Raw genomic sequence first — 20849 nt, 5'->3', positions numbered from 1 at the left:
AGGGAGTGAAACGCATCAACCGAGGAGGAGATTGATGGACGGAACGACGAATTATGCAATTAATTTTTTCAAGCCTAGGACAGCTTTTCTCAAAGAGAATGTCCGCATCATTATTATCGGTATATCCATTTGGGCCGTATGCGTTTTTGGTTTTCATTTTTTGATGAAAATTGTTGAGCAGAGAACGCCCGAGCCAGGTTTTCTCGTCTATGAGCAGGTGTATCCAAAATTAACAGAGGGAACGGCCACCACTGAAGAAAAAGTCAGCATTGCCAGGGTTTACCTGGGGCTGATCGGTAAATCAATTGCACTCCAGAAAGACGACGCCTTGAAGGGTGCCTTTACGGCAGTGGTCCATGATGTACTGCCCGCGCAGGAAAAGGCCGCTTTCCAGGCGGCCACGCAAGCAAGGGCAAATGGCGAAAAGATTGACGTGTCCAACGTGGTCAGAGTGTTGGGCATAGAAGAGGATGTGGTGCTCAAAGGGGTGGTTCCCTTTGCCCTGGTCCCCATGAAAGACGAGACGCTTTCCATGACTGCGCCGGAAATTCCTGCGATAATGGAGAAATATCTCATTCATTTTCAATCATTCTTAACCGATTCCAAATTATTCGGGTTTCCTTTTCACTACTTTTATTCAGCTGTTTTTCTCCTGGTCCTGTTTAACCTGATATGCCTGGTCTATTGCTATGTCATTGACGGAGTAATGAAGAAGTACGGTATGGAAGGCGAAAATGAATAGGAGAATCGAAACAATGATGAAAACGAAAAAAGCCACGTTGTTCTTTATAACGCTCTTGTCAGGATTGATGGTCGCTGTCATTCCAGCCTTTGCAGCCAGTGGGGCAAGTCTTGAGGGTGGGTTCAAGCTCGTCCCGGCACTCATTCTGATTGCGATGATTGTGTTGTTTGTCAGTATCGGATTTATGAATAAAGCCGAAGGAACCAGCGACTACTATGCTGCTGGGCGGTCGATTTCCAGTTTCGGGTCAGGTATGGCTATCGCCTCCAATTGGATGAGCGCTGCTTCGTTTCTCGGTATGGCCGCCATCATGTATGGAAGCGGATACCATGGGCTCTCCTATGTTGTCGGCTGGACAGGCGGTTACGTTCTCCTGCTGGTGTTGATGGCCTCGCAGGTGCGTCGTTTTGGGAAATATACTGCTACCGATTTTATCGGCGACAGGTATTATTCCAATGGAATGCGCCTGGCCACCGCGATTATTGCCATATGTATCTCCTTTAGCTACTGTGTTGGTCAGTTTGGCGGTATAGGCATAATGTTTAAATGGATCCTGGGAATCAATTATACCTGGTCCGTTATTATTGGTGCATCAGTGGTACTCACTTACACCCTGGTTTCAGGAATGCTCGGAGTTACAAAGAATCAGCAGATTCAGTATGTGATTCTTATCATAGCTTTTCTGATACCCTCCTTTATCCTCACCTTCAAATTTGATTATTTCTGGCTCATCCCGCCAATCGGCTATGGTCAGGTAGTTTCCGACATCGTCGCCGGCACCGCAACACCCTATATCAGTTCACTTGGCCACCCGATGGCTACAGTGCCTACCCCCGAGTTTGCCATGCCGTGGGACCCTGCAACCGGAAAAGATTTTTTTCAATGGATGGCGACATGTTTTGCACTCATGATCGGTACCGCCGGTCTGCCGCATGTCATCCAGAAATTTTATGTGGTGCCCAAGCCGAGTGATGCCCGCTGGTCCGTGACCTGGGGACTGTTTTTCATCTGTATTCTCTACTGGACAGCGCCGCTCTATTCAGCATTTGGTAAGATCCTTTCTTCCAATCCGGAGGTCGGTGCTCTTGCCAAGGATGCTATCGTCGTCTATACCGCCCAGCTTGGTTCCGTACATCCATTGATCGTTGGTTTTCTTGCCGCAGGTGCAGTGGCCGCAGCATTCTCAACGGTCTCCGGATTGCTGGTGGCAGGCTCGTCTGCCTTTTCCCACGATATCTATTTCGGTGTTTTTAATCCGCAGGCGAGCGGCGAGCAGCAGATGCGGATGGTAAAGATGGCCACCATTGTCATGGCGATCGGCGTTGCAGGGGTTGCCCTGCTCAAACTTGGACTTATCGCCCAGCTGGTGGCGGTTGCTTTTTCTCTTGCCGGCTGTACTATGTTTCCCCTGTTTCTGGTCGGTATCTGGTGGAGTCGTTCGAATAGAGCTGGCGGCATTGCCAGCCTGTCAGTCGGAAGTTTTATTTCTCTGGCTGTTATCATCTACTTCATTGCCGGTAAATATGGCGTCAGTCTCCCTGGAAAGGATTTCATGAACTACTGGCTCAACCCATGGTATTTTGCCTGGATTGCCGGTCCTCTGGCGGTGGCGGCTAACATTGTAGTTTCACTCATGACAGCACCACCTCCTGTTGAGGTGCAAAAGCACTTGGCTGAGACTGTTCACGGCGTGAAATGAACCTCGTATACCATATCTGTTTTCGCCTCTGCTGCACCTGGTGCAGTAGAGGCGATTTTATTTGCATATGATACGCTATACTCGTTTTCAACAGCAGTCAGGACTGGTCAAGGTCCTGTTGGGCACGCTGCTGGTTGTTGCTCTGATATGCCTTTCTGCCGCATTCTATTACGGACGTGTCAACCGGGCTGAAGATCCCAGAGTGTTGGAGGCCAGGGAACTGCTTCGGCTCTACGAAAAGGGGCTGGAAAGTGACCAGTATGGTTCTGCTTTGAGCATTCTGCGCGCCATGGAACGCATATATGCAAACACTGCCGGCTACGAACGATCCTTTGAATTGGGGGTAATCCTCAACAATAAGGCATCGGTCTATCTGGTAAAGTTGGAGACAGAACTCCTTGGCGGCGGTGAAGTCGACAGGCAGGAAATGTTGCAAACCCTGGAGACTGCCGAGGAGTATACCCGGGAGGCTATCGCCATCTATGAGCAATGGATAGCGGAGAGGGGACAGCTCTCCCGCCAGGAAATTGAGCAGCAGGTTGTTCCCACCTTTGCTCCGAATGATCCGCTCTTGCAGGATGTTAACCTCGAGCGTGTTATTCAAAAGCGTGTTGATGATCTTGTTCTTGCTCAGGTGGAGACACCGCGAAGGCTTTCGGTGAGCTATGCCAATCTGGGGGTTATTGAGCGCTACAAAGGCAATCCCGAGACAGCAAAAATCTGCTATGAGCGGGCTATTGCCCTCTGGGAACGTAACTACACGGCCAGGGACAACCTCAATGTTCTGATGAACAGACCGATGGAGAAACGATCAATCATTGATCGGTTGTTTCCCCCTGAGCGGGCCGCAGAGCTCCACCAATAACTTGATTGTCGGCTACCGGTGACCGGAACCCCCTGAAAGATTTCAGGGGGCATCGATAAAGGCTGTAATCGATTTTTCGGTGAGTACGATGCCGGAAAGTCTCCGTCCGTCATCACTGATCAGGGTCGGAATCATGCGGACCTTGTTTAGCCAGGCCGTACGCGGGTGCCGCAATACATCCACCATGGTGACCTTAAGATGGGGTCGTTGCTGTCCAAGCCGGGAAAGGAGACGACGGGCATGCCTGCAGCGTGGACAGAGGGCGGAACCAAAGAACTGAATATGGATGCTTGGTGAATTCATTAGGAGTCAGGAGAAGAATGCATTGTACTTTGCAGCAGTTGGGTTAATGTGTGACTGGAAAAAACGGTTTACGGGGTTGCTCCGCAAACCCCTGCTTTGAGCTATTAACCTACGTATATTCTTTATGGGAAATAATATCTCTGTCACCATTATCAGTGATTCGGCTTACCTGCGTCACGATACCGGCGGTGGGGAGCACCCGGAAGTACCAGAGCGGCTGCAGGTGGTAGCAAAGGCCCTCCAGGCCAGCTCGCTTCATCCGCTCCTCCAATACCTTCCTCCTCGGCCTGCTGAGCGCCCCCAGTTGTTAGCCTTTCACACCGAAGACTGGCTGTTTCGCTTCGAAGAAGCTGTACTCAGCGGCAAGACCTACATCGATCATCCGGATAATCAGGTTGGTTTCGAAAGCTATGATATCGCCATGCTCTCAGCCGGTGCTGGCATCGTTGGGGTGGACAGGGTGGAGGAAGCTCCGTACACCGTGGTCTTCGGTTCAACTCGTCCTCCAGGGCATCATGCTGAACCCAATATGCCGTTTGGCTTCTGTTTTTTCAACAACTGTGTTATAGCAGCCCGTTATTGGCAGCAGCAATACGGCAGAAAAAGAATATGTATTTTTGATTTTGATGCCCACCATGGCAATGGGATTCAGACCGCTTTTGAAGAAGATCCGGATGCCGCCTATATCTCTATCCACGAGCATCCGAGCTTCAGTTATCCAGGTACCGGTTGGCCGGAAGAAAGGGGGCTGAAACAGGGTAAGGGAACGCTGCTCAACCTCCCGCTGCTCCCGGGAGCGGGAGATGCACAGGTTCGGGAAACCTTTGCCTCGATTATCGCTTTTCTTGAACATTTTCAACCGCAGGCACTGGTTGTCGGTGCCGGATTTGATGCACACCGGGATGACGACATGTCCGGTCTTGCCTTTTCTACGGAAATCTACCGGGAACTCGGATCTTTTGTTGCCGAGATTGCACACACGTTCACCGAGGGCAGGTTGCTTTCCCTTTTAGAGGGGGGCTACAATCTTGAACGGCTCGGCAGCTGCGCAGCGGCCTATCTTGAGGGTATCGTTCATATGTATAAACAATATCAACCCTGGCAAAAACGGGAAACAGGAGCCTAACCATGTTTGTCCATTATTACATGACCCGGTCCCCGATTACCATAGGACCGGAGCAGACAGTGTCCGAGGCTATCGAGATCCTCAACACGCATAAATTTAGGCATCTGCCGGTGGTGGATGACAAGGGGATGTTGCTTGGGATGTTGACTGACAGAGACCTGCGTTCTGCAACCCCCTCCACCGTAGCGAGAAGCAAGGAGCGGCAGAATGTGGAGAATCAGGTCAACAGTACACCTGTATCCCTGGTCATGAGCGAAGACTGTCTGACCCTTACCCGGCTTTCAACCCTTGACCGGGCGTTGCTGTTGCTCCAGGCGGAGAATATCGGGGCGCTTCCGGTTATCAATGAATCCCAACAGGTTATCGGCGTTTTTTCCGTCATGGACCTGATGAAGGCCTATCGCTTTCTCTTTGGTCTTGGCGAGAAGGGGTCAGCCCTGGTTTCCATCGAAGATAATGGCGACAAACAGGCCCTGAGTAAAATTGCCCAGGTGATGGAGGATACCCAGGTGGAATTCACCCGTCTCATCAGGGCCCGGGGAACAGAGGAGGAGCCGCCCATGATCTACCTGCGCATTAATACCTACAACATTCGGGCCGTACACAAGGCAATGGAAGCGGCCGGGTTCACTATTCATATCCCAAGACTCTAAAGAGGTATACGGTGGAAAGACTATTTTATCCTCAATCAATAGCTGTCATTGGTGCATCGAAAACTGCCGGTAAAGTCGGATATGAGGTGCTTAATAATCTGGTGAATAGTGGCTTTAGTGGTCCTGTGATTCCCATCAATCAGGCTGGCGGCGAACTGATGGGGCTCCAGGTTTACCAAGAGATCAACGACTATCCTGAAGACATCGATATGGCAGTGATCGCCGTGCCGGCAGAACAGGTGCCCGACTCGGCCAGGTCGGCAGTGTATAAGAAGGTAAAGTCTATTGTGGTGGTGGCTTCAGGATTCAAGGAGAGCGGTGCACAAGGCAGGGAGTTGGAACAGGAGCTGCTGCAGATTTGCCAGCGCGGAAAGGTTCGTTTGCTCGGTCCCAACTGTCTCGGGTTGATCAATACGGAGATCGGTCTTAACGCCTCTTTTTCCAAACGGGAGCCCAAACCGGGAAGCATGGCGCTTTTTTCTCAATCCGGCGCCCTGTGCACGGCCATGATGGACCTGGCGGAAAGTCGTGAGCTGGGCGTGTCAAAATCCATTTCCATCGGCAATAAGGCGGATATTACCGAGGTGGAAGTCCTGGAGGCCCTTGCTGAGGATAAACAGACCAAAGTTATCGTCGGGTATCTCGAGGATATCAGCGACGGTGATGGATTTGTCAAAGCGGCAGAGAAGACCAGCATGGCCAAACCGGTGGTAATTCTCAAGGCAGGAATCACTGCGGCCGGTAAAAAGGCTGCCGCCATTCATACCGGAGTGGTGAGTGGAAAGGATACCGCCTACGGTGCGGCGTTCAAGCGGGGCGGCATCTGTCGAGCCGAATCGTTTGAAGCCTTGTTTGACTATTCCACAGCCCTAGCCATGCAGCCTTGCCCGACCGGAAATCGTGTCTTTATTGCTACCAATGCAGGCGGCCCGGGCACCATAGCCGCTGATGCGGTGGAGAAAGAAGGACTGGTGGTCGCCAGTATCAGCAGTGCCCTGAAGACCTCCATTCAGCATATCCTTCCATCAGCGGTCAAGGTGAACAATCCTCTTGACGTGTCGGCCAACGCTGCACCTGAGAATTATGCCGCGCTGTTAGAGGCGATTCAGGAGGACAGCGATGTGGATGCCATACTTTTTATTCTTGCTCCTCAGTACCTCAACCACCCCAAGGATACCGCCCGTATCATCGCTGCTACGCAGAGTTTCACTAAACCAGTCCTTGCCTGTTTCCTTGGCGGGGATACGATTATGCCGAGCAGGAAAGAACTGGCAGCTGGCAGGCTGCCCTTTTACGATACGCCTGAACGCGCGGTGGCCGCTTTACGGACCATGTATAGCTACGGTGCCTGGAAAAATAGGCCGGCTCGCCATGTGGTGCGGTTTCCGGTCAATCGGCGGCGGGTGGAGCGGATTATTACCAGACGTCAGCGGACAGGCAGGCTGCGCTTGGGTGAGGTGAAGTCCAAAGATATCCTCAAGGCCTACGGATTCCATACCCTGGAAGGACGATTGACCGTGAGTCCGGAGCAGGCGGTTGAAATAGCCAGGTTTATCGGTTTTCCGGTTGCCATGAAGATCGTCTCGCCCAACATCGTCCACAAGAGCGATATGGGCGGGGTGCGTCTGAATATCGGGTCCAGTCAGGAAGTAGCGGACGCTTTTGAGTTGATGATGCTCAGAATCAGAAAGCATGCACCTGATGCCCACATTGAAGGTATTTATGTAGAAAAGATGGCAGAGAGCGGCATGGAGGTCATCATCGGTATGACCCGTGATCCCCAGTTCGGCCCCATGCTGATGTTCGGGTTGGGCGGTATTTTCGTGGAAATGATGAAGGATGTCGCCTTTCACCTGGCTCCCATCACCGAAGAAGAGGCGGTGCAGATGCTCATGGCCACCCGATCCTACGAGTTGCTGCGGGGGAAGCGAGGTACCAAAGAGGTGGACATCAATGCTATAGCTGTGGCGCTGCAGCGCCTCAGTCAGCTCGCCACGGATTTTCCCCAGATCAATGAAATCGACATCAACCCCCTTATCGTAGGGGAATTGGGCAATGAACCGGTTGTTGCCGACGCGCGTATGACCTTTGCGACCTCTGTGCCATTGCGGCCCGTTACTCATCGGTAATCTTCACTTAGTTAACGCTCTTTCTCTAACTCAGGTATACCATGGAATACGATAACGACTGGCAGGAAAAATACAGCGATATGATCGCCACTCCCACCAAGGCGCTTTCGCATCTACGGGCAGGGCAACGGGTTTTTATCGGCACCGGTTGCGGAGCTCCACAGATGCTTATTGCTGCCATGACCAGGCGGGCAGGGCAGCTGAGTAATGTGGAGATCATTCAGCTCATCACCAAGGGGGCAGCCCCGTATGCAGAAAAGAAGTTGAGCGAGTGCTTTGCCATCAATGCGTTTTTTATCAGTTCCAATGTCCGTGAAATCGTTCAGGAGGGGCTGGGTGATTATACCCCCATTTTGCTTTCAGATATTCCCGACCTGCTCAATTCCGGGATCATGCCGATTGACGTGGCCCTTATCCAGGTGACGCCTCCTGATAAAACCGGCAAGGTAAGCCTGGGGATATCGGTGGATATTGTCCGCAGTGCCGCAGATAACGCCTCGCTGGTCATTGCCGAGGTTAATCCCAACATGCCCTGGACACACGGCGACACCCTGGTTGACGTCTATGATTTGGATATCCTGGTTCCGGTGGATCATCCCATACTGGAGCGAGAGATAGATCCGCCCAATGATGTCAGTCGAACCATTGCCAAGGAAGTTGCCGCCCTCATACCAAATGGGTCGACCATTGAACTCGGACTGGGCAGGGTTCCCGGGTATGGACGAATACCCCAGGTGGTGATGGAGTTTCTTCATGAGCGAAGGGATATCGGTTTTCATACTGAAATGATCTCCGATACCATCATACCGCTGATTGAGTCCGGAGCCGTGACCGGGGCGAGAAAGACCATTGACAAAGGAAAAATTACTGCCAGCTTCTGCATGGGGACCAAGAAACTCTACGATTTTGTGGATGACAATCCCCTGTTTAGCTTTCGTCCCACCGAATATATCAATGATCCCAATGTAATCAACAAGCAGAAGCGGATGGTGGCGGTGAATATGGCCCTGGAGGTGGATCTGACCGGTCAGATTTGCTCCGATTCCGTAGGCGGCCGTTTCTATTCAGGCATCGGCGGGCAGATTGATTTTAATCGAGGTGCGTCAAAATCCGAGCGCGGCAGGGCTATTGTCTGTTTACCGTCGTTGGATGAAAGCGGAGAGCAGTCGCGGATTGTCACCACCCTGCGGCCCGGTTCAGGAGTGGTCATTACCCGTGGGACGGTACACTACGTTGTGACCGAGTACGGGGTCGCCTACCTGCATGGCAAATCGATCCAGGAAAGGGTGATGGCATTGATCTCCATCGCCCATCCGGACTTCAGGGAGCAACTGTTCAAGGAGGCGGTTGCGGCCAAGTATCTCCGCCCCGATCTGGCCCGTTTCGGCAGCCGTTTTTTTGTGCCGGGAGAAGAGGCCATGATTGCGACCTACCTCATGCCGGATGGTACCAATGTGTCCATACGTTCCATTCGACCGACTGATGAGCCACATATGCGGGACCTGGTATACAACCTCTCGCAGGAAACCATCTACTACCGCTTCATGAGCAATCAGCGCTTTACGCACCGTCACATTCAAGACTTTGTCTACATTGATCACCGTCGCGATGTGTGTATTGTGGCAACAGTTCCTGAGGCGAGCGGAGACCAGATTATTGCGGTCGGAAGATATTACCTGAACGAAAAAAGTAATATGGCTGAGGTGGCATTTATCGTTCGCGATAACTGGCAGAATAAAGGGCTGGGGACCTTTCTTTTTCAACATTTGATCAAGATCGCCAAGCGAAACGGCATCTCGGGTTTCACCGCCGAGGTGCTGCGGGAGAACAAGCGTATGCAGAGCGTGTTTAATAACTCCGGCCTGAAGGTGAGCAGCACCATAGAAGAGGGTGTGTACAGTTTTGACATGGAGTTTTGAATCAGGCGTATACCGGAGCAGGAATGGATGGCCGCCTGTTGTTTTTCATGGCAATACCATGTACCATGGATCTTCCCGGACTTGCAGTTATAGATCAATGGAACAGAGTCAGTGAGCAATAACCAGCAGTACCAAACCGATACGCCCTTTCAGCTTGTAACCGAATTTACACCCTCAGGTGATCAGCCAGCAGCTATTGCCCAACTGGTTGATGGAATTAATACTGGTGTTCGCGACCAGGTCCTCCTGGGGGTAACCGGTTCCGGCAAAACCTTTACCATGGCCCAGGTGGTGGCTGAGATTCAGCGGCCAGCCCTGGTAATTGCCCCCAATAAGACCCTTGCGGCCCAGCTGTTTGCAGAGTTCCGTGAACTCTTTCCCCATAATGCGGTGGAATATTTTGTTTCCTATTACGATTACTATCAACCGGAAGCCTATATACCCGCCTCAGACACCTACATAGAAAAAGACTCGTCCATTAATGATGCCATTGATAAGATGCGCCATTCCGCGACTCGCTCCTTGATTACCAGGAGGGATGTTCTGATAGTTGCTTCTGTCTCCTGTATATATGGTCTGGGATCGCCGGAAGAATATCGCAACATGCATCTTTTTCTTGAGGTCGGTGTGGATTACCCCATGGAAGAGGTGCAGCGGCGGCTGGTCTTCATGCTCTACGAGCGCAACGATATTTCCTTTCATCGCGGCACCTTTCGGGTACGTGGCGATGTTATTGATATTTTTCCGGTGCATGAAGAGAAGCTCGCGGTGCGGGTGGAGTTTTTCGGCGATACCGTAGAGACCATCTCGTTTATTGATCCCCTGCGCGGAGTGGTGATTGAGGACGTTGGGGAAGTCACCGTATTCCCAGGAAGCCATTTTGTGACCAGCCAGCAGAACCTGCAAACCGCCATGCGCACTATCAAGGAGGAGCTGAGCGACCGCCTTGAGGAACTATATCAGCATAACCAGTTGGTGGAAGCACAGCGGCTCGAACAACGAACCATGTTCGACCTGGAGATGATCGCCGAATTGGGATATTGCAATGGCATTGAAAACTACAGTCGCCACCTGACCGGAAAAACACCTGGCGCACCACCTCCCAACCTGCTCGATTACTTTCCTGATGATTACCTGCTGATTATTGATGAGTCGCACATTGCGGTACCGCAAATACGCGGCATGTATAACGGCGACCGGTCACGGAAACAAACCCTGGTTAATTTCGGCTTTCGCCTGCCGTCGGCGCTCGATAACCGCCCCCTGCGCTTTGACGAATTTGAACAACGCATAAACCAGGTCGTTTATGTTTCCGCAACGCCCGGAGACTATGAACTTGAGCAGAGCGGAGGGGTAATCGTGGAGCAGCTCATCAGACCCACTGGTCTGCTGGATCCGTTTATCGAGGTGCGGCCGGCATCGACCCAGGTTGATGATTTGTTGGAAGAAATTCGCCTGCGGAGCAGCCGTAACGAGGCGGTGCTGGTTACAACCCTGACCAAAAAGATGGCTGAAGACCTGACTGAGTATTACGAAGAACTCGGCATCCGGGTTCGGTATCTTCACTCGGATATTAAAACATTGGAGCGGGTGGAGTTGATAAAAGGTCTGCGTCAGCGGGAATATGATGTGCTTGTCGGGATCAACCTCCTGCGAGAGGGCCTCGATATCCCTGAGGTCTCGCTGGTGGCGGTTCTCGATGCGGATAAGGAGGGGTTTCTCCGTTCAGAGCGATCGTTGGTGCAAACCTGCGGAAGGGCTGCACGCAATGCCAACGGTGCGGTCATTCTCTATGCCGACCAAGTGACCCGCTCGATGCAATATACCATTGATGAAACCACCAGGCGCCGCGCGGTGCAGGATCGCTTCAATCAGGAGCACGGCATCGAGCCGCAGACCATCGTCTCGGAGGTGAAGGATTCGATTATCGAGCACCTTAAGGCATCGGGCTGGGAACCCGAGTCAGGAACCGTTACCGCAGACGGACTCTTGACAGCAGAGCCTGAGATCGTCTATCAGACGGTGGATGATCTTCAGGCTGAGATCAAAATGTTGGAGAAAAAAATGCTTGCCGCAGCAGAGAACCTCGCCTTTGAGGAAGCCGCTGCCTATCGTGACCAGATCAATGCCCTGAAAATGCTGGAGTTGGAAGTTGGCTGATTTCTGGTACAGGGTGTCACTTAAACTGGTTCCCCGTCTGTTTGTCGGCCTGACCAGGATATGGTTTGGTACCTGCCGCGTGCGGGTTACCGGGAAGGAGCATCGAGCGGCAGTGCTGGCCGGTGGACCGGCAATTGCCGTGTTCTGGCATTACTCCTTTGCCTACCTCTTGTATCATCTGCGCAAGTACAAGTCGGCAGTCATGGTGAGTGCCAGTCGTGATGGCGAGTACATAGCCGAAGTCGCCCGCTGCATAGGGCATGTTCCGTTGCGGGGGTCATCCAACAGGTTCGGTACCAAGGCCCTGCGGGCTATGATCAAGGCGGTGGGGCAGGGGCATAATGCCGGCATTGTTGCCGATGGTTCCCAGGGACCAGCAAGAAAGGCACAGGGGGGCTGCATCCTGTTGGCGGCAAAGACCGGATCTCCCATTATTCCCCTTGTATGGGCCGCCAACCGCTATATTGCTTTTCGCAGCTGGGACCGGACAGCCATTCCTCTTCCTTTTTCCACCATTGCCGTACATTACGGCCATCCCTTGACCATTCCTGAAAAAATCAATGGGCAAAAGCTGGAAGAGTACAGACAGCAGCTGGAACAACAGCTCAACAACCTCTATACCAAGGCCTGGCAAGAGGTCGGCCGGAGTCCTCACGACGCAACCTGATTTCCTTAGTCCTTCTCTCCACTCCGGCCGGTTATTGACGGCTCAGGCTGTGGACAACTTTTATGTATTCACTCGTGCACTCTATGACATCTCCTTCAGAGCAGCAATTATCCACAGTCAAGAGCCTCGTCGTTGCTGGGCTGAGCGGCGGTTCCGGAAAATCAATGGTCAGTGTCGGCTTAACCAGGGCTCTCATGGAGAGTGGTTCCAAAGTTGTTGCCTTTAAAAAAGGGCCGGACTACATCGACGCCGGCTGGCTTTCTGCCGCCGCACAATCGCCCTGTTACAACCTGGATCCATACCTTATGACGCCGGAGGCGATTCGGTTCAGCTTTGAGAGTCATATACAGCATTGCGATGTTGCCGTGATTGAGGGTAATCGAGGACTCTACGATGGGGTGGATGCCGAAGGACGCTATTCCACTGCCACGCTGGCCAAGCAGCTGGATCAACCGGTGCTGTTGGTGGTCAATTGCTCCAAGGCAACCCGAACCATCGGAGCGCTGGTTCTCGGATGCTGCAGTTTTGACCCGGAAGTCCGTTTTGCCGGGGTTATCCTCAATCAGATTGCCACTCCACGTCATGAAACGATTATCCGTCAGACCATCGAAAGGTACACTCCGCTATCGGTCAGAGGCATCATGCCTCGCCTGAGAAAAGATGTTTTTCCCATGCGCCACCTCGGAGTCACACCCCTGCAGGAATACGAAAATGCTGAGGGGGCTGTTGCCGGATTGGCTGATACTGTCCGTGCCCAGTTTGATCTGCCGGCCATCGTTGATGCGATGGCGCCGATAACCGTGCATCCGGTTCAGCCGGTCAACGGGAAGCCTGCTCAACGGGTGGTTATCGGGGTGTTGCGGGATGTTGCTTTCCAGTTTTATTATGAAGAAAATCTTGAAATACTTTGTCGGCAGGGTGCTGAGCTGCACATGATCGATGCCCTCTCTGCGCAGCAGCTTCCACCGGGACTCGACGGTCTGTATATAGGTGGCGGGTTCCCCGAGACCAGTGCCCGAGAACTGGCGGCCAATGCCTCATTTCGTCGTTCCATACGTGAGGCCGTTGATGCAGGCCTCCCTGTATATGCTGAGTGCGGCGGTTTAATCTACCTGGGACGTTCCATTCGAATTGACGGACGACAGTACCCGTTGACCGACGTTTTTCCGGTTGATTTCGGTCTGTCGAACAAACCACAGGCCCATGGCTACTCCGCTTTTACCGTGGAAAAGAAGAACAGTTTTTATCCGATAGGCACCCAGGTAAAAGGGCACGAATTTCGATATTCCACCATCGAACAATGGGATGGCATGGATGATGAATTGGTGTTGAAGATGGAGCGGGGAACCGGATTTGTCAACGGGCGCGACGGATTACGCAAGAACAATGTGCTCGCCATGTATACCCATGTGCTTGCCCCTGGCACCCCCTGCTGGGCAACCGGATTGATCCAAGCCGCCCAGACCTTTGCCCGGGCTCGCAGAGCATAATTGTGCCCCCCTGAGGTCTCTGAACCGGCATTCAGGATACTTCGAGGCTGATGAAGGTGACGATTGCCAATCGTCACCCCACTTGTCGGGCGCACCTCACGCAGAACGGATTGGCCGGATCAACGTTCAGACGACGCTTGTCGATCTCCTCATCACAGGCAGCACAGTAGCCGTATTCCCCTGCGTCCAGCCGTTCCAGAGCCGCCTCAATCCGTATCAGCTCCACATCGCGGCGTCGCCTGTTTTCTTGGGCCATGGCCTGGGACTGCATGGCATCCATTCTCGACAGTCTGCCGACGCTCGATTGATCGAGATCAACCGGCCTGGTCTGGTCATGGGCTGCCTGCTGCACCGCGCGCAGCTCCTCGCGTCGTGCGCACAGGATTTGTTTGTAGCGTTGTCGATCAATATCGTTCATAATATCTGGTGATTGAGTTGAAAACACCTGGTCTGCTTTGCACCATTGACCTGTACCGTACGATGGGAAAGATCGATGGTTTATATTCCGTCTGATCCTCTACTGTGGAAGCCTGCATGAGAAAGCGCATACGCATAGATATCGATTACAGAAAAGACTGCTGATGGGGATTTGAAGACGTGCGTGCACGTCTGGGCAGCATGCGATCCGGACAGGAGTTCACCTTTCTGTGCGTGCCGCTTATGGCGCAAAGCATGGATACCCTTATTCCGAAAGCCGGCGGAGTGATCAGCAAGCGCGAGGAGCGAACGTACGGGGTGGTTATAACGGCAGCGAAAAACGAAGACGGGTAGCGTGTCGCCCTGGTGGTTGGAAGCAGCATCTGTCTCGGGTATCAGCACCTCTACGCATCAATAAAGCGCGTAAAAACCTCTATTTCTTCGCGCGGAGTTCGATACTGGTTGACCGGCGCTTCCGTATCCTCATACCCTAGGGCCATGCCGCAGATGAGGATGGTCTCCTGATCGTAGCCAAGTTGATGCTTGACTAACTCCGGGAATTGACCGAGTGCTGCCTGGGCGCAGGTCGCGAGCCCCTCTTCTACGGCGGCGAGCATGACCGATTGAAGGAACATGCCGTAATCAAGAAATGAACCTTTTTTCATAATCGGATCAAGAAAGAAAAAAAGGATCGCCGGTGCGTCAAAAGCACGGTAGTTTGCTGCCCACTGGGTCAATCGTGCTGCTTTATCATGTCGTTCGATGTTCAGGGCATCGTAGAGTTGGGCGCCGCAGGCGACACGGCGTCTTTTGTAGGGGTCGCGCCATTCAACCGGATAGTACTGGTAATCCATGGTACCGCTGCCCTTTTCTGTAAAAGCTTTGGTTATGGCCGCAGTAAGGGTATCTTTTTTTTTACCCGTGACCACGGCAACCTGCCACGGCTGGGCATTGGTTCCGGACGGCGCGTGTCTGGCCCCCTCAAGGATACGGATTATCTGCTCTTTACTGACAGGCTTGTCAAGAAAGGCACGGGTGGATTTACGGGCGAGGAGTGCTTGGTATACATTCATAAGGAAATGGAATAGATAATGTACAATGAATTGGCAATCAGGCCTCTTTTCTGCTCAAGACCAGAAAAGAGACACAACAATAATAGCGCAACCCTAACCATCGTTGGGCCGCAAAGCCACACTCTTTTTGCGGTTTCATCCTGAAAAAGAACAGGTACACTTCCTTTGTCGTCGTCGCTAACAAGACGTTTTCCTTGTTGAAGATCGTCTCGTGCCCTGTCGAGACCTGTTCTCAACAGCACGTCCCGGCAAAGAGCGAGCAGGAGGAGTAAACTCAGAGGAGCATGAAAACAGACAGAAAAGAGCAACCGCATGGCAAACTCATCACCTTGCTGAAACAGCATGGGGTGATCACGGACCATCAGATACAGCACGCCGTTCGTATTCAGGAGAAATTGACAGTACCCCGCGCACTGTACACCATTCTCCGTGAGCTGGATATGGTCAGCGATGAAGCATTGCGTAAGGTCCTCAAACAGGACGGGACCTCTGTTCGCCTCGGTGAATTGCTCGCTGAACTGGGCTATATCAGCTCTGGCGACCTTGATTCCGCACTTGCACTGCTGCAGCAAAAAGCAGGCAAAGAGAAGTTGGGCCAGATCCTGGTCAAACATAATTTCATTGATGAACAGCGCCTGCTCCAGGTATTGAGCCTGCAGCTTGGCCTGCCGGTGGTTGAACCGAACCTGACCATGATCGATCAGGAGGCCATGACCAAGGTTCCTGCAAAGATTCTGGAAAAGCACTGTCTGCTGCCGATAAAGCAGGATGGCAAACCCTTGATAGCCACTGCTGACCCCCTTGATCCTGACGGTCTCCGTGATCTACGGCGGTTTCTGGGGTCAAAGCTGGAGCTTGCCCTTTCCGGTGCGACGGTACTGAAAAAGGCTCTGGAGATGGCTCTGGTACGCTATTCAAGCGGTGCGCAACGAACGGTCACCGATTCTTCGGTTGTAGGAACGGTGAACAGTATCATCCTGGCAGCCGTGGAAAAAAGGGCGAGCGATATCCATATTGAACCGTTTAGTGATCGGTTGCAGGTACGTTTCCGCGAAGACGGCGTCCTGCAGGTATACAAGGATTTCCCGTTGGAAACGGCGTCGTCGTTGGTCAGCCGGATCAAAGTGATGAGTAAAGCCGACATTGCAGAACGACGGCGTCACCAGGGCGGTCGGATGCTGTTTGAATATAGCGGCGGCGAGCTGGATATTCGGGTGTCTATTTATGTCACGGTCCATGGAGAGAAGGTGGTTATGCGCCTGCTCAACCGAATGGATCAGGTGCTTGATATGCATTCCCTGGGCATGGCCCCACGGATGCTCTCCCGGTTTCTCGATGAAGCTGTAAACCGTCCCAGCGGGGTCCTGCTGGTTACCGGTCCAACCGGTTCCGGAAAAACATCGACAGTGTACAGCTGCATCAATCACATAAAAAACCCCCAGGTCAGTATTATCACGGCTGAAGAACCGGTTGAATACGTTTTAGACGGCATTGCCCAGTGCTCGATCAACCCGGAGATCAATCTGACCTTTGATGAGACCCTGCGTCATATTGTCCGCCAGGATCCTGACGTGATCGTCATTGGGGAAATCCGTGATGTCTATTCTGCTGATGTGGCTGTTCAGGCTGCGCTCACCGGGCATAAGGTACTCACCACCTTTCATACAGAAGACAGTATAGGCGGGCTCATACGGCTGCTCAACATGGATATTGCACCTTTTCTCATCTCTTCCACGGTCATCTCCGTGCTCGCCCAGAGACTGGTCCGCCGCGTCTGCCCGGCGTGCAAGGTCCCTGCCCAGCCAAGTACCCATGCGCTCCAACAGCTGGGATGTGCGCCAAACGACTTGGCAGGTGTTCACTTTGTGCAGGGAAGAGGCTGTGCCGAGTGCAGTTACACGGGCTATCGCGGGCGCGTGGGGGTCTTTGAGCTGCTGGTGCTCGATGAGCCGGTACGTAATGCAATCCTGGAACAGAAGACCAGTCATGAGATCCGTCAATTGAGTATAGAGCAGAGCGAGTTGATCACCCTGTTTGAGGACGGGCTGGTAAAAGCCGCTGCTGGCCAGACAACGCTGGATGAACTTTTCCGCTGTCTGCCGCGTTTGGCAAAACCACGACCGATAAACCTGCTTCGCCGACTTTGTGGAGAATAAATGACAGAGAAAACATCGTTTATCGATTTGGTTACCCATTGCATCGAATCCGGCAAGGTGCCGTTGCCGGTATTCAGTGCGACGGCTGTGCGCATCCAGGAAGAACTTGCCCGCCAAGAGCAGGATATAGGGCGAATTGAAAAATTGATTACCACCGATCAGTCGCTGGCGTCTGAAGTGCTTAAAATTGCCAATTCCGCCTTCTATCGGGGGCTGTCGGAGGTGACCACCGTACGGGCAGCCATTGTTCGTCTCGGGGTGGAGGAAATCGGCAAGCTTGTCCTGGTGGCTACGACCAAAAATCGATTCTCCAGCCGCGACAAGCATATCAACCTTATTATGCGTCGATTATGGCAGCACTCAGCAGGCTGTGCGTATGGGGCGGCATGGCTGGCCAAGCGGCATGACTATGGCGTGACCCAGAGCCAGGCTTTTTTCTCCGGTCTGCTGCACGACGTGGGTAAATTGTTTATTCTTCTGGTCATTGAGTATCTGAAGCGCAAAAACAAGCAGGTGCAAGTCAGTGTACCCCTCATTCAGGAGGCCATGGAAAAACTGCACTGCGAGCAGGGGTACAGGCTCATGTGCCGCTGGAATATGCCGACCCTTTTCGCCGAGGTTGTGCGGGACCATCATGCAGCAGAATATGACCAGGCCAATACCCTGCTGGCGCTGGTACGCATGGCCAATATGGTCTGCCATAAGCTGGGGATCGGTTTGGTTAGTGAAAGCGACGTGGTCATTTCCGCTGCTCCTGAAGTCACCCTGCTGAACCTCACGGAAGTCGAACTGGCACAGCTGGAGATCGCCCTGGAAGACGTGCCTGCCTTCTCCGCTTAGCCCGAACTTCTCATGAACTTTTGATTTTAAACTCAATTAACTGATATTATTGTATAAAGAGTAATCGCACCATGACCAGTCTGTTTTTTGTTTTCAATCAATAAGTTCCACTTGATGAGAAGTCCGGGCCAGTCATTTGCTGACCATTGCGGTAAACCAATACTCATGAGCAATCTGGGCTGGAAACCTTGTGCGGCTTGTCTCGTTCGTCGGTTTTATCCTCTCGGTCAAAGTCGTGCAGATCTCGGGCAAAACGATAGAGAGCGGCTTCAACCCGGTTGTTGATTGTCCCCTCAGGGTAACCCTCTGCACCCGGTTCCCCTGCCTCCATCCCAGTGAGCAGGGAAATGGCTTCATCCACACTTGAAACAAGGTAAATGGTGAACTGGCCGCTATCAACAGCCTCTACCACCTGGCTGTTGAGCATCAGGTGGCGCAGGTTGTCAGCTGGGATGATCACGCCCTGATCTCCGGTCAATCCCCTGGTGCTGCATACTTCAAAAAAACCTTCTATTTTCTCATTTACTCCTCCTACCGGTTGTACCTCGCCCATTTGGCTTACCGAGCCGGTGACCGCAATATTTTGCTTGATCGGGACCTGGGCGAGGGATGAGAGTAGGGCGCAGAGTTCGGCACACGAGGCGCTGTCTCCCTCAACCCCGCCATACGATTGTTCAAAAACCAGGCTGGCCTGCAGTCCCAGGGGGATGTTGCGTGCATATCGGGAGTTGAGGAAGGCTCCGAGTATCATTACGCCTTTGGAGTGGATCGGGCCGGCCAATTCCACTTCTCGCTCAATATCAACAATATCCCCCTTCCCCGGTCGGGTGACAGCGGTAATACGGGTGGGAAAACCAAAGGTATCGTCGCCGATGGCCACCACTGAAAGCCCGTTTACCTGCCCGATTTTGGCCCCACTGGTATCTATATGGCGGATATTTTCTTGTATGGAGGTAAAAATGCGGTCACTGATTCTGCCGCCGCGGCGTTTGGAGGCCGCCAGGGCAGCCTCGATGTTACTGATGTCGATGTGGGGGTGTCCTTCTTTCCGTGCCAGGTAATCCGCTTCTTTGATCAGGTCGGCGATTTTGCGAATATGCAGCGACAGCTTGCCCGAGTCTCCCGCATGACGTGCCGCCTCTTCGGTGATCCGTGCCACTGCTCGCTTATGCAGCGGAAGCAGTTTTTTATCTCCGGCCAGTCCGGCGATGAGTGCTGCATACTGCTGCTGGCTGGAAGGTGTACGTTCCATGTCATATTCAAAATCAGCCTGTATTTTAAACAGGGTCTTGAATTCCGGATCATGGGCCTGCAGAAGGTAGTAGATCATGGGTTCGCCGATGAGCACCACCTTTATCTCCAAAGGGATCGGTTCCGGTTCAAGGGTAACCGTACTGACCAGCCCTAGCAGCCGTTCCACGGGTTCCATCCGAATTTGACGGGAGCGGAGGGTTCGCTTCAGCCCCTCGTAGGCAAAGGGTTGCATAAGCAGCCTTCGTGCATCGATGATAATATATCCACCGTTGGCCCGGTGAAGTGCCCCAGCCCTGATCAGGGAAAAGTCAGTGGTCAGCATGCCCATCTGTGCCTGATGCTCAATTCGGCCGTGAAGATTCTGGTAGGTCGGCATGTCCTCATAAATAACCGGTGCGCCTTCTTCGGTATGGCTCAGGAAAACGTTGACCTCATAGCGATGAAAAGAGGGTTGCCCGGACTGCAGTTGGAAGAAGGGGTTCTGTTGTATGCCCGGTGATTCGATAAAATCATCCACATGGGCAATCATTTCGTTGTTAATGCTGTGCAGGTAGGCGGTTACCTGTGGATGTTCGGCATATTTGACCAGCAGGGTATCGATCAGGTGACCGATGCTGACGCGGGCGGTTTCTTCCTGGAGTTGTTTTTGCTGTTCTTTTGCCTCACGATTCAGGCGGTTGATTTCATGGACGGTTTTATGGAGTGATTGGTGGAGCGATTCAATGGTTTTTTCGATTTTTTTCTGGGTTTGCTCAGGGAGCTTCTGAAACGATTCAATATCCATGGGATTGCCTTTGCCGTCCATGGGCGAGAAAACAATCCCTTTTTCGTTTCTGATAACCGCAATGGAGCGCTCCTTTCCTTCCGCGATCAGTTGCTCATAGAGCTTGTCGACTTTCTGCTGGAGCTGTTCTCCCAAAGAGCGTTTTCTGGCCCGGTAGTCATCCCCTTCGAAGATTGCAGGCAGGGTGGTTTTGGCCGCTTCGATCAGCTGATCCATCTCTTTTTTGAAGGTGAGTCCTTGCTGAGGGGGGAACTCAAGGCTCAGCGGCTGATGCGGATTTTCGAAATTATGGACATAGCACCAATCGTTGGGTGTTGGTTTGGTTTTTGCCTGTTTGTCGATAAAGGACTGCACCACGCTATGACGGCCTGAACCCTCAGGACCGACAACGAACAGGTTGAAGCCTTCCTGGGCCATGGAGATAGCAAATTCAACGGCTTCAAGTGCCCTTTCTTGTCCGATGTATCGGGCGAATTCTTCCACCTCGGCAGTGGTTTCAAAATCAAAATCGTCAAGATTGCAGCGTTGGTAGGCTTCCTGTTTGGTAACGGTGCGTATGTTCATTGGCTCTC

General features: G+C 52.6%; 17 protein-coding genes. 13 read left to right on the top strand and 4 right to left on the bottom strand.

All coding sequences use genetic code 11. The features are described from left to right. Positions 1 to 34 precede the first annotated feature (34 nt). The 3 genes from ACZ52Z_RS05585 (at position 35) to ACZ52Z_RS05575 (ending at position 3306) form a co-directional block, all read left to right on the top strand. Positions 35 to 742, top strand: coding sequence for a hypothetical protein (locus tag ACZ52Z_RS05585; RefSeq protein WP_464269766.1), 708 nt, complete (start codon positions 35 to 37; stop codon positions 740 to 742). Between the two features lie 13 nt (positions 743 to 755). Next, the gene (locus ACZ52Z_RS05580; RefSeq protein WP_464269765.1) at positions 756 to 2441 is read left to right on the top strand and encodes a VC_2705 family sodium/solute symporter; all 1686 of its coding nucleotides are present in this window, start codon (positions 756 to 758) and stop codon (positions 2439 to 2441) included. A 67-nt stretch (positions 2442 to 2508) separates the two neighbouring features. After that, complete coding sequence (locus tag ACZ52Z_RS05575; RefSeq protein ID WP_464269764.1) at positions 2509 to 3306, top strand: hypothetical protein; 798 nt, start codon at positions 2509 to 2511, stop codon at positions 3304 to 3306. A 42-nt stretch (positions 3307 to 3348) separates the two neighbouring features. Here ACZ52Z_RS05575 and ACZ52Z_RS05570 read toward each other — a convergent pair whose 3' ends face one another. Further along, positions 3349 to 3609 carry a thioredoxin family protein gene (locus ACZ52Z_RS05570; protein WP_464269763.1) on the bottom strand — a complete coding sequence of 87 codons (261 nt, stop codon included), beginning with the start codon at positions 3607 to 3609 and terminating at the stop codon, positions 3349 to 3351. Between the two features lie 124 nt (positions 3610 to 3733). Between ACZ52Z_RS05570 and ACZ52Z_RS05565 the strand changes: the two genes are divergently transcribed. The 7 genes from ACZ52Z_RS05565 to ACZ52Z_RS05535 all read left to right on the top strand — a co-directional run bounded on the left by ACZ52Z_RS05565 (position 3734) and on the right by ACZ52Z_RS05535 (position 13753). After that, the gene (locus tag ACZ52Z_RS05565) at positions 3734 to 4735 is read left to right on the top strand and encodes a histone deacetylase family protein (RefSeq protein ID WP_464269762.1); all 1002 of its coding nucleotides are present in this window, start codon (positions 3734 to 3736) and stop codon (positions 4733 to 4735) included. A 2-nt stretch (positions 4736 to 4737) separates the two neighbouring features. After that, on the top strand, positions 4738 to 5388 hold the full coding sequence (locus ACZ52Z_RS05560) for a CBS domain-containing protein (protein WP_464269761.1): 651 nt from the start codon (positions 4738 to 4740) through the stop codon (positions 5386 to 5388). 11 nt (positions 5389 to 5399) lie between these two features. Further along, positions 5400 to 7517, top strand: a complete 2118-nt coding sequence (locus tag ACZ52Z_RS05555) for an acetate--CoA ligase family protein (protein ID WP_464269760.1) — start codon at positions 5400 to 5402, stop codon at positions 7515 to 7517. A gap of 41 nt (positions 7518 to 7558) precedes the next feature. Then, positions 7559 to 9436: a GNAT family N-acetyltransferase gene (locus ACZ52Z_RS05550; RefSeq protein ID WP_464269759.1), complete on the top strand. Its 1878-nt coding sequence runs from the start codon at positions 7559 to 7561 to the stop codon at positions 9434 to 9436. A gap of 111 nt (positions 9437 to 9547) precedes the next feature. After that, the gene (gene uvrB, locus ACZ52Z_RS05545; RefSeq protein ID WP_464269758.1) at positions 9548 to 11596 is read left to right on the top strand and encodes an excinuclease ABC subunit UvrB; all 2049 of its coding nucleotides are present in this window, start codon (positions 9548 to 9550) and stop codon (positions 11594 to 11596) included. After that, the gene (locus ACZ52Z_RS05540; protein ID WP_464269757.1) at positions 11589 to 12263 is read left to right on the top strand and encodes a lysophospholipid acyltransferase family protein; all 675 of its coding nucleotides are present in this window, start codon (positions 11589 to 11591) and stop codon (positions 12261 to 12263) included. Before uvrB ends, ACZ52Z_RS05540 begins: the two co-directional genes overlap by 8 nt. An 83-nt stretch (positions 12264 to 12346) precedes the next feature. Next, positions 12347 to 13753 (top strand): cobyrinate a,c-diamide synthase, encoded by a 1407-nt coding sequence (locus ACZ52Z_RS05535; RefSeq protein WP_464269756.1) that lies wholly within the window; start codon positions 12347 to 12349, stop codon positions 13751 to 13753. A 73-nt stretch (positions 13754 to 13826) separates the two neighbouring features. On the opposite strand, the gene ACZ52Z_RS05530 is transcribed toward ACZ52Z_RS05535, so the two are convergent. Next, positions 13827 to 14171, bottom strand: a complete 345-nt coding sequence (locus tag ACZ52Z_RS05530) for a TraR/DksA family transcriptional regulator (protein WP_464269755.1) — start codon at positions 14169 to 14171, stop codon at positions 13827 to 13829. A gap of 179 nt (positions 14172 to 14350) precedes the next feature. On the opposite strand from ACZ52Z_RS05530, the gene ACZ52Z_RS05525 reads away from it, so the two are divergent. Next, the gene (locus ACZ52Z_RS05525) at positions 14351 to 14524 is read left to right on the top strand and encodes a hypothetical protein (RefSeq protein WP_464269754.1); all 174 of its coding nucleotides are present in this window, start codon (positions 14351 to 14353) and stop codon (positions 14522 to 14524) included. Between the two features lie 50 nt (positions 14525 to 14574). Here the strand turns inward: ACZ52Z_RS05525 and ACZ52Z_RS05520 are convergent, their stop codons facing one another. Further along, entirely contained in the window at positions 14575 to 15243 is a 669-nt protein-coding gene (locus ACZ52Z_RS05520; RefSeq protein ID WP_464269753.1) for a nitroreductase, read from the bottom strand. Between the two features lie 284 nt (positions 15244 to 15527). Here ACZ52Z_RS05520 and ACZ52Z_RS05515 point away from each other — a divergent pair, with 284 nt between their 5' ends. Together ACZ52Z_RS05515 and ACZ52Z_RS05510 are read left to right on the top strand one after the other, a co-directional pair. After that, positions 15528 to 17399, top strand: coding sequence for a GspE/PulE family protein (locus ACZ52Z_RS05515; protein ID WP_464269752.1), 1872 nt, complete (start codon positions 15528 to 15530; stop codon positions 17397 to 17399). Beyond that, entirely contained in the window at positions 17400 to 18239 is an 840-nt protein-coding gene (locus tag ACZ52Z_RS05510; RefSeq protein WP_464269751.1) for an HDOD domain-containing protein, read from the top strand. 163 nt (positions 18240 to 18402) lie between these two features. Here the strand turns inward: ACZ52Z_RS05510 and ACZ52Z_RS05505 are convergent, their stop codons facing one another. Then, positions 18403 to 20841, bottom strand: coding sequence for a Lon protease family protein (locus ACZ52Z_RS05505; protein ID WP_464269750.1), 2439 nt, complete (start codon positions 20839 to 20841; stop codon positions 18403 to 18405). Between the last annotated feature and the right edge of the window lie 8 nt (positions 20842 to 20849).

It is taken from the genome of Desulfogranum aggregans, from assembly GCF_055398265.1.
Note: the sequence above shows the minus strand (reverse complement) of the source record. Positions and strands in the feature narration are given on the sequence as shown.

Coding starts and splice junctions, on each gene's coding strand:
- ACZ52Z_RS05585 (WP_464269766.1), top strand. CDS start 35: ATGGACGGAACGACGAATTATGCAATTAATTTTTTCAAGCCTAGGACA.
- ACZ52Z_RS05580 (WP_464269765.1), top strand. CDS start 756: ATGATGAAAACGAAAAAAGCCACGTTGTTCTTTATAACGCTCTTGTCA.
- ACZ52Z_RS05575 (WP_464269764.1), top strand. CDS start 2,509: ATGATACGCTATACTCGTTTTCAACAGCAGTCAGGACTGGTCAAGGTC.
- ACZ52Z_RS05570 (WP_464269763.1), bottom strand. CDS start 3,609: ATGAATTCACCAAGCATCCATATTCAGTTCTTTGGTTCCGCCCTCTGT.
- ACZ52Z_RS05565 (WP_464269762.1), top strand. CDS start 3,734: ATGGGAAATAATATCTCTGTCACCATTATCAGTGATTCGGCTTACCTG.
- ACZ52Z_RS05560 (WP_464269761.1), top strand. CDS start 4,738: ATGTTTGTCCATTATTACATGACCCGGTCCCCGATTACCATAGGACCG.
- ACZ52Z_RS05550 (WP_464269759.1), top strand. CDS start 7,559: ATGGAATACGATAACGACTGGCAGGAAAAATACAGCGATATGATCGCC.
- ACZ52Z_RS05535 (WP_464269756.1), top strand. CDS start 12,347: ATGACATCTCCTTCAGAGCAGCAATTATCCACAGTCAAGAGCCTCGTC.
- ACZ52Z_RS05530 (WP_464269755.1), bottom strand. CDS start 14,171: ATGAACGATATTGATCGACAACGCTACAAACAAATCCTGTGCGCACGA.
- ACZ52Z_RS05520 (WP_464269753.1), bottom strand. CDS start 15,243: ATGAATGTATACCAAGCACTCCTCGCCCGTAAATCCACCCGTGCCTTT.
- ACZ52Z_RS05515 (WP_464269752.1), top strand. CDS start 15,528: ATGAAAACAGACAGAAAAGAGCAACCGCATGGCAAACTCATCACCTTG.
- ACZ52Z_RS05510 (WP_464269751.1), top strand. CDS start 17,400: ATGACAGAGAAAACATCGTTTATCGATTTGGTTACCCATTGCATCGAA.
- ACZ52Z_RS05505 (WP_464269750.1), bottom strand. CDS start 20,841: ATGAACATACGCACCGTTACCAAACAGGAAGCCTACCAACGCTGCAAT.